An 8,038-nucleotide genomic window follows, 5' to 3' on the forward strand; every position below is an offset into this window, starting at 1 on the left:
TCATCCAGATTACTGCTTCGGTTCCGCCACGACATAACTACCCACGCCGCGGTTGTTGTATTCCCACATGCGGTTGAAGTTGGTGTCGTTCAGGTTACGCTCAGTTTCACCTTTGTCGTTCTTCGCGCCGGTGTTGCCGCTGAACGGACGTTTAGAAACGGCTGCGTCGGCCCAGGGTTTGGCTGAGTTGAAACCTTCGTTGATCACGCTGTCGCGGATCACGACCTGGCCGTTGGTGTTGCCAACAACGTCCAGTGAACGGCCCAACTGCGCCACGCCATCACCGGAAGCGGTGAAGCGGCTGTTGGTCGCCAGGAAGCCATAGAACAGGTTCGCCTGGGTTGCCGGGGCGAAGACATAGCCTTCCTGCTGCGTGCGGGAGTTGACCACGCGGAAGTCGGTGTTATCGAACACCACTGCGCCACGGCCGGAAACGATATCCACGTCACCCTCGAGGTAGCTGTTGGTCACCAGCGTGCGGGTGATGCGGTCGTTTTGCAGTTTATTCTGCACGCCGCTGTTGGTCACAAAGAAGGTGTTCTGACGACCCAGAATATTGACGTTGTTCAGCTGAACCTGATCGCCATCGTTGCGCAGCGCGACGGCCTGATGGTTACCCGCGTCCACGCTGTCGCCCAGGTTGTTTTCAATGGTCAGGTTTTGCAGTTGCAGACCGTTGTTCTGAGACCAGAACACCGCAGAGCACATCACGCCAACGGTGGCAGTGCGCTTGCTCTGGCAGCTGTCGAACATGTACCAGGCCGGTTTGCCAGGCATGTATTTGCCCGCAGGGTTCACCAGACGACGCCAGTCGTTCGGGGCGATTTCAGAATCGATAGCCAGGCCGATTTTCACGTCGCCAGCTTTCTCGCCAGTCCCGTAAACGGTGATGGAGCCCGGGGCTGCTGGCACGTAAACAGTGCCCTGATATTCGCCAGGCATCACGGCGATATACACACGTGAGCTGCTATGGCGAGTGATCGCTGCATCAACCGCCGCCTGAATAGTGGTGTGAGTCACGCCCTGAGTGCCCGCCGGGCCAACCACGAAATCAGGTTTTGCTGGCACGGAAATTGGCGACGGTGACCATGGCGCAGCATTCTGGTCCATGGTGGTGAAATAGCGAGCCTGAACGAAGTTTTTCGCTTCGCCTGCGGTCAGGATCGGACGAGACGCAGTACCCGGCGCTTCCTGAGTGGAAGGCTGCTGATCGGGCGGCGTAGAGCTACAGGCGGTCAACGTCACGCCAAAAGCGAACGCCAGCGCCAGACGGGAAACCGAGAATGTGTTCATGGTGCTCCAGGCTGAGTAAAAGTGGAAAAGGTCCCTAAAACCTGACTTTTTATACTAAGTTGAGCGAAACGGGAAGCGATGGGGCAAAAAAGATCGTCAAACGCGATAACAGCTGCGCGTTGAATATCACAAATAAGCAACATATTCGGCTCGTCTGTTGACAGCCGCTGTGAAGCTATCAATAAATGTCTATACAACCCATGACAAGTGGAAGCTCTATGTCTGAGCCAATCGAACATCACGTTATCTGGCACAACGCCCGCCTGGCGACCTTTGATCCGCAGCGCCCTGAACCTTACGGCATGATTGATAATCATGCGCTGATTGTCCGTGACGGGCGCATTGTCGCCGTTGTGCCTGAAGCAGAAGCCGCATCAGAAAAGGGCAGACGCATTGACCTGCAAGGGCGGCTGGTCACGCCCGGACTGATTGATTGCCACACGCATCTGGTGTTTGGCGGCAGCCGTGCGCAGGAGTGGGAGCAGCGGCTCAACGGCGTGTCGTATCAGACCATCAGCGCCAACGGCGGCGGTATCAATGCCACCGTGCAGGCAACCCGTGCGGCGAGCGAAGCGGAACTCCTGAAGCTTGCACAGCAAAGGCTTGATCGGCTGATGCGTGAAGGTGTCACTACGCTGGAAGTGAAGTCTGGTTATGGGCTGGATGAGGCCAATGAGCGCAAAATGTTGCGCGTCGCGCAGCAGCTGGCCGCCAACAGTGCTGTTGAAATCAGCCCAACGCTGCTGGCGGCGCATGCCGTTCCTGCGGACTATAAAGGACGAGCTGACGACTACATCACCCTGGTCTGTGAAGAAATTCTTCCCGCCCTCTGGCAGGAAGGGCTTTTCGAATCTGTTGATGCGTTTTGTGAAAACGTCGGGTTTACGCCTGAGCAAACCGAGCGCGTGTTCGTGGCGGCGCAGTGCCTGGGTATTCCGGTGAAAGGGCATGTGGAACAGCTTTCTTCCCTGGGCGGGGCAGAGCTGGTGAGCCGCTACCACGGCCTGTCTGCCGATCATATCGAGTATCTCTCCCCGGCAGGCGTGGAGGCGATGGCACACAATCAGACTGTCGCCGTGCTGCTTCCCGGTGCGTTCTATTTCCTTAATGACACGCAAAAGCCGCCTGTCGCTGCCTTGCGCGAGCGCGGCGTGCCCATGGCTGTGGCAACGGATTACAACCCCGGCACCAGCCCTTTCGCCAGCCTGCATCTGGCGATGAATATGGCCTGTGTCAAATTCGGGCTAACGCCAGAAGAAGCCTGGAACGGCGTAACGCGCCATGCCGCAAGTGCGCTTGGGCGCGGCAACACGCACGGGCAACTGGCCGCAGGATACGTGGCCGATTTTGCCATCTGGGATGCGAAGCACCCGGTCGAAATGGTTTATGAGCCGGGCCGTAATCCGCTCTGGCAGCGCGTCTTTCGCGGCGAGGTCACACTATGAAGCTCTGGCATTCAACACATGAAACACTCTGGCAGGGCCGCGACGACAGTGCGGAATCCCCGGAGGCAAAACGCCTTTTTCAGACGGTAGAGGTAGAGAACCACTTTGCGCCTGAAAAACATCAGGGGAAAATAGCCCTGCTGGGGTTCGCCTGCGATGAAGGCGTGAAGCGCAATCAGGGCCGCCCGGGCGCGCAGCTTGGGCCAGACGCCCTGCGTAAAGCACTGGCGAATATGGCCAGCCATAATGGTCACGATTTACTGGTTGATTTGGGCAATGTTCAAGCCGAGCCAGAGAGGCTTGAAGAAGCACAACAGGCCTTGCACGAAGCGGTTAAAGCCTGCCAGCGGGCACAAATGAAAACGCTGGTGTTCGGTGGCGGACATGAGACGGCTTACGGTCACGGCGCTGGCGTGCTGGACGCCTTTCCGAATGAGAAAGTGGCTATTGTGAACCTCGACGCGCATCTCGATTTACGTTCTGCCGCGCAGGCCACGTCTGGCACGCCGTTCCGCCAGCTGGCGTTAAAGTGTGAAAGTGATGGGCGTGAGTTCAGCTACACCTGTTACGGCGCGAGCAAAGCCGCGAATACTCAGGCGCTCTGGCAGGAAGCGCAGCAACGCCACGTGACCGTACTGGAAGATTTAACATTGCTCGACCCGCAGAGTGGTGAACTGGCGCGTGACCTAAAGCGGGTAATTGACGAGCATGACCGAATTTATCTGACCATCGATCTGGACGTGCTCCCCGCATGGGAAATGCCCGCCGTGTCTGCGCCTGCGGCGTTAGGCGTACCGCTGGCAATTCTGTTGCGCATCGTGCTGCCGCTGTGTCAGAGTGGCAAGCTGCAGGCGGTTGATTTGGTTGAATTCAATCCGCACTACGATCGCGATGGACAGGGAGCACGCACCGCGGCCAGACTGGCCTGGCAAATTGTGTATAGCTGGCACCTTCCTAAATAAAGGACGACACATGTATTCACCGCCAACCGGCGCCCCTGCGCCGTTCTATGAGAAAATCAAACGGGTCATCAGCGACAACATTGCCGCCGGGATCTGGCGTCCGCACGACAGAATACCATCGGAAGCTGAGCTGGTGGCGCAGTTTGGTTTCAGCCGTATGACCATCAACCGCGCGCTGCGTGAGCTTACCGACGAAGGGCTGCTGGTGCGTTTACAGGGCGTAGGCACCTTTGTCGCCGAGCCAAAAGGGCAGTCGGCGCTGTTTGAAGTTCACAGCATCGCCGATGAAATTCGCGCCCGTCAGCACCAGCACCGCTGTGAAGTGTTGCTGCTGGAGGAGACAAAAGCCGATAAGCAGCAGGCCCAGGCGCTGAACGTTGCTGAAGGCACACACATCTTTCATTCTCTGATGGTGCATTTTGAGAACGATGTGCCAGTGCAGATTGAAGATCGCTGCGTGAATGCCATCGTGGTGCCGGAGTATCTTCAGCAGGATTACACCACCACCACGGCGCACGATTACCTGTCGCTGATTGCTCCCCTGACGGAAGGTGAGCACATTGTGGAAGCGGTCAAAGCCAGCTCCGAAGAGTGCCGGCTGTTGCAGATCCACGAGCACGATCCCTGCCTGATGATCCGTCGTCGCACCTGGTCCCGTTCCAGCATAGTGACCCAGGCCCGCCTGATTTTCCCCGGCAGTCGTTATCGCCTGCAAGGCCACTTCGGTTCCTGATAGCTTGCGTCAGCAAATGTGATTGCTGACGCAAGAAAGCAAAAATGTATCCAACTTGTTAAATCCTGCCTTGCGAATGATTGTATAGACAAGTATATAACTTTATACCTTCATCGTATCCGTCAGGAGTCACCCCGATGTCTCAAAACAAAATTCGTCGTCAGGACGTTCGTGCCCCTCGTGGTACCACGCTCACCGCGAAAAGCTGGCTCACCGAAGCGCCATTGCGCATGTTGATGAACAACCTCGATCCCGAAGTGGCCGAAAATCCGCATGAGCTGGTGGTTTACGGCGGGATCGGACGCGCAGCCCGTAACTGGGATTGCTTTGATGCGATTGTGGATTCCCTGACAAAACTGGAACACGACGAAACGCTGCTGGTGCAATCCGGGAAGCCGGTTGGGGTATTCAAAACCCACGACAACGCGCCGCGCGTGCTGATTGCCAACTCTAACCTGGTACCGCACTGGGCCACCTGGGAACACTTCAACGAACTGGACGCCAAAGGCCTGGCGATGTACGGCCAGATGACCGCGGGCAGCTGGATTTACATCGGCAGCCAGGGCATCGTGCAGGGCACCTATGAAACCTTCGTCGAAGCAGGTCGCCAGCACTACAACGGCAATCTGCAAGGGCGCTGGGTGCTAACGGCCGGTCTTGGTGGCATGGGCGGCGCACAGCCGCTGGCTGCAACCCTGGCGGGCGCTTGTTCACTGGTGATTGAATGCCAGCAAAGCCGCATCGATTTCCGTCTGCGTACCCGCTACATCGACGAACAGGCTGATTCGCTGGATGACGCTCTGGCTCGCATCAAAAAGTACACTTCCGAAGGCCGCGCGGTGTCGGTCGCGCTCTGTGGCAATGCCGCCGATGTGCTGCCAGAACTGGTGAAACGTGGCGTCCGTCCGGACATGGTCACCGACCAGACCAGCGCACACGATCCGCTGCACGGTTATTTACCTCAAGGCTGGACGTGGGAAACCTATCAGCAAAAAGCCGAAAGCGACCCGCAGGGCACGGTGAAGGCCGCCAAACTGTCGATGGCAGAGCACGTCAAAGCCATGCTCGCTTTCTGTGCCCAGGGCATTCCGACCTTCGACTACGGCAACAACATTCGCCAGATGGCAAAAGAGATGGGCGTGACCAATGCCTTCGATTTCCCGGGATTTGTGCCAGCCTATATTCGCCCGCTGTTTTGTCGCGGCATCGGCCCGTTCCGTTGGGTGGCGCTGTCCGGCGATCCGCAGGATATCTACAAAACCGACGCCAAAGTGAAAGAGATTATTCAGGACGACAAACACCTGCATCGCTGGCTGGATATGGCGCGTGAGCGCATCAGCTTCCAGGGCCTGCCTGCCCGTATCTGCTGGGTAGGGCTGGAATGGCGGCAAAAGCTGGGGCTGGCGTTCAACGAGATGGTGCGCTCGGGTGAAGTTTCTGCGCCGATTGTGATTGGTCGCGATCATCTGGATTCTGGCTCAGTCGCCAGCCCGAACCGCGAGACCGAAGCCATGCGCGATGGCTCTGATGCCGTCTCTGACTGGCCGCTGCTGAATGCATTGCTGAATACGGCGAGCGGGGCAACCTGGGTATCGTTGCATCACGGTGGTGGGGTGGGAATGGGCTTCTCGCAGCATGCGGGCATGGTGATTGTCTGCGACGGCTCCGATGAAGCGGCTGCGCGTATCGCCCGAGTGTTGCATAACGATCCGGCCACTGGCGTCATGCGACATGCGGACGCAGGCTATGAAATCGCGGTAGAATGCGCCGCCGAACAAGGACTCAATTTACCGATGATTGCTGCAACCCAGGGGCAGAAATAATGAACACACTCAACCTGATTCCGGGCCAACTGACCCTCGCACAACTGCAGGATGTTTACCGCCACCCCCATAAGCTCACGCTGGATAACAGCGCCGTGCCGGGTATCAACGCCAGCGTGGCGTGCGTCAACGCGATTATGGCTGAAGGGCGCACCGCTTACGGAATCAACACCGGTTTTGGCCTGCTGGCTTCCACCCAAATCGCGACGAACGATCTGGAAAACCTGCAACGATCGCTGGTGCTTTCCCATGCGGCGGGCGTAGGCGAAGCGCTGGACGACTCGATGGTTCGTCTGATCATGGTGCTGAAAATCAACAGCCTGGCGCGGGGCTTCTCCGGCATTCGCCTGAGCGTGATTGAAGCGCTGATGGCGCTGGTGAATCATGAAGTCTATCCGTGCATCCCGGCGAAAGGCTCCGTGGGCGCTTCAGGCGATCTGGCGCCGCTCGCGCATATGTCCTTAACGCTGCTGGGTGAAGGCAAAGCCCGCTGGCAGGGAGAATGGCTGCCCGCGACAGAAGCCCTGAAAAAAGCCGGGCTTGAACCGCTCACGCTGGCGGCGAAAGAAGGGCTGGCGCTGCTCAATGGCACACAGGCCTCCACGGCTTTTGCATTGCGTGGCCTGTTCGAAGCGGAAGAGCTGTTCAGTTCGGCCGTGATTTGTGGCGCGCTGACGACAGAAGCGGCACTGGGTTCGCGTCGTCCCTTTGATGCCCGAATTCACGAAGCTCGCGGTCAGCGTGGGCAAATTGATGCTGCGGCGCTGTACCGCCACGTGCTGACCGATGCCAGCGAAGTTTCACAATCGCACGCGAAATGCAGCAAAGTGCAAGACCCATATTCTCTGCGCTGTCAGCCGCAGGTGATGGGCGCGTGCTTAACGCAGCTTCGTCAGGCGAAGGAAGTCCTGCTGACTGAAGCGAATGCCGTGTCGGATAACCCGCTGGTGTTCGCCGACGAAAACGAAGTCATTTCCGGCGGCAACTTCCACGCCGAGCCGGTAGCGATGGCAGCCGATAACATCGCGCTGGCGATTGCGGAAATCGGCTCGCTGGCGGAGCGCCGTATTGCCCTGCTGATGGACAGCCATATGTCGCAACTGCCGCCGTTCCTGGTGAAAAATGGCGGCGTGAACTCCGGCTTTATGATTGCGCAGGTGACGGCGGCGGCCCTTGCCAGTGAGAACAAAGCGCTGGCGCATCCACACAGCGTTGACAGCTTGCCCACGTCTGCAAACCAGGAAGATCACGTCTCGATGGCTCCCGCAGCCGGTCGTCGCCTCTGGGAAATGGCAGCCAACACCCGCGGTGTGATTGCGGTGGAGTGGCTGGCGGCAGTGCAGGGGATTGATATGCGGGAAGGCTTAACCACCAGTCCGTTGCTGGAACAAGCGCGTCATCTGCTGCGCGAGAAAGTCTCGCACTATGTGCAGGACCGTTATTTTGCCCCTGATATCGAAGCGGCGATTGAGATGCTGGCTGAGGCTCAGTTGCAGAAGCTGGTGCCATCGGTGCTGTAATGGTTGCCCGGCGGCGCAAAGGTATGAACCGGAAACATGGGTAACACTTTAGACCGGATACATGGGTAACAGTTATAACTGGCATAGAAGAGGAGACTCGCTATGCCCTGGACTGAGACCCAACCTTGTATTATCCCCCACGTGCAGAAAGAGCCGGCCAGTTCTTTCTGCCTGCAGTCCGGACGCCGTACCTGACCTTAGATTCTCAAATCTGTGGCGTAGATAATTCGCGCCGGACTGCACTTCTCCACATGTGATAAAC

5 protein-coding genes and 1 pseudogene are annotated in these 8,038 nt (G+C 58.0%); 5 read left to right on the forward strand and 1 reads right to left on the reverse strand.

The features are described 5' to 3' along the window. Nucleotides 1–9: 9 nt before the first annotated feature. Nucleotides 10–1,293 (reverse strand): putative acyl-CoA thioester hydrolase, encoded by a 1,284-nt coding sequence (locus ACRCWW_RS02490; RefSeq protein WP_438680981.1) that lies wholly within the window; start codon nt 1,291–1,293, stop codon nt 10–12. Nucleotides 1,294–1,447: 154 nt separating this feature from the next. Here ACRCWW_RS02490 and hutI point away from each other — a divergent pair. The 5 genes and pseudogenes from hutI to hutH all read left to right on the forward strand — a co-directional run bounded on the left by hutI (nt 1,448) and on the right by hutH (nt 7,776). Next, nucleotides 1,448–2,738 (forward strand): annotated as a pseudogene (gene hutI, locus ACRCWW_RS02495) (imidazolonepropionase). Then, nucleotides 2,735–3,700 carry a formimidoylglutamase gene (gene hutG, locus ACRCWW_RS02500; protein WP_438680982.1) on the forward strand — a complete coding sequence of 322 codons (966 nt, stop codon included), beginning with the start codon at nt 2,735–2,737 and terminating at the stop codon, nt 3,698–3,700. The pseudogene hutI and the gene hutG overlap by 4 nt, the downstream one beginning before the upstream one ends. Nucleotides 3,701–3,710: 10 nt before the next feature. Beyond that, nucleotides 3,711–4,433: a histidine utilization repressor gene (locus ACRCWW_RS02505; protein ID WP_438680983.1), complete on the forward strand. Its 723-nt coding sequence runs from the start codon at nt 3,711–3,713 to the stop codon at nt 4,431–4,433. Nucleotides 4,434–4,570: 137 nt separating this feature from the next. After that, the gene (gene hutU, locus ACRCWW_RS02510) at nt 4,571–6,256 is read left to right on the forward strand and encodes a urocanate hydratase (protein WP_438680984.1); all 1,686 of its coding nucleotides are present in this window, start codon (nt 4,571–4,573) and stop codon (nt 6,254–6,256) included. Continuing rightward, complete coding sequence (gene hutH, locus ACRCWW_RS02515; protein ID WP_438680985.1) at nt 6,256–7,776, forward strand: histidine ammonia-lyase; 1,521 nt, start codon at nt 6,256–6,258, stop codon at nt 7,774–7,776. Before hutU ends, hutH begins: the two co-directional genes overlap by 1 nt. Nucleotides 7,777–8,038: the final 262 nt, after the last annotated feature.

The organism is Scandinavium sp. (assembly GCF_051650185.1).
Lineage (GTDB): Bacteria > Pseudomonadota > Gammaproteobacteria > Enterobacterales > Enterobacteriaceae > Scandinavium.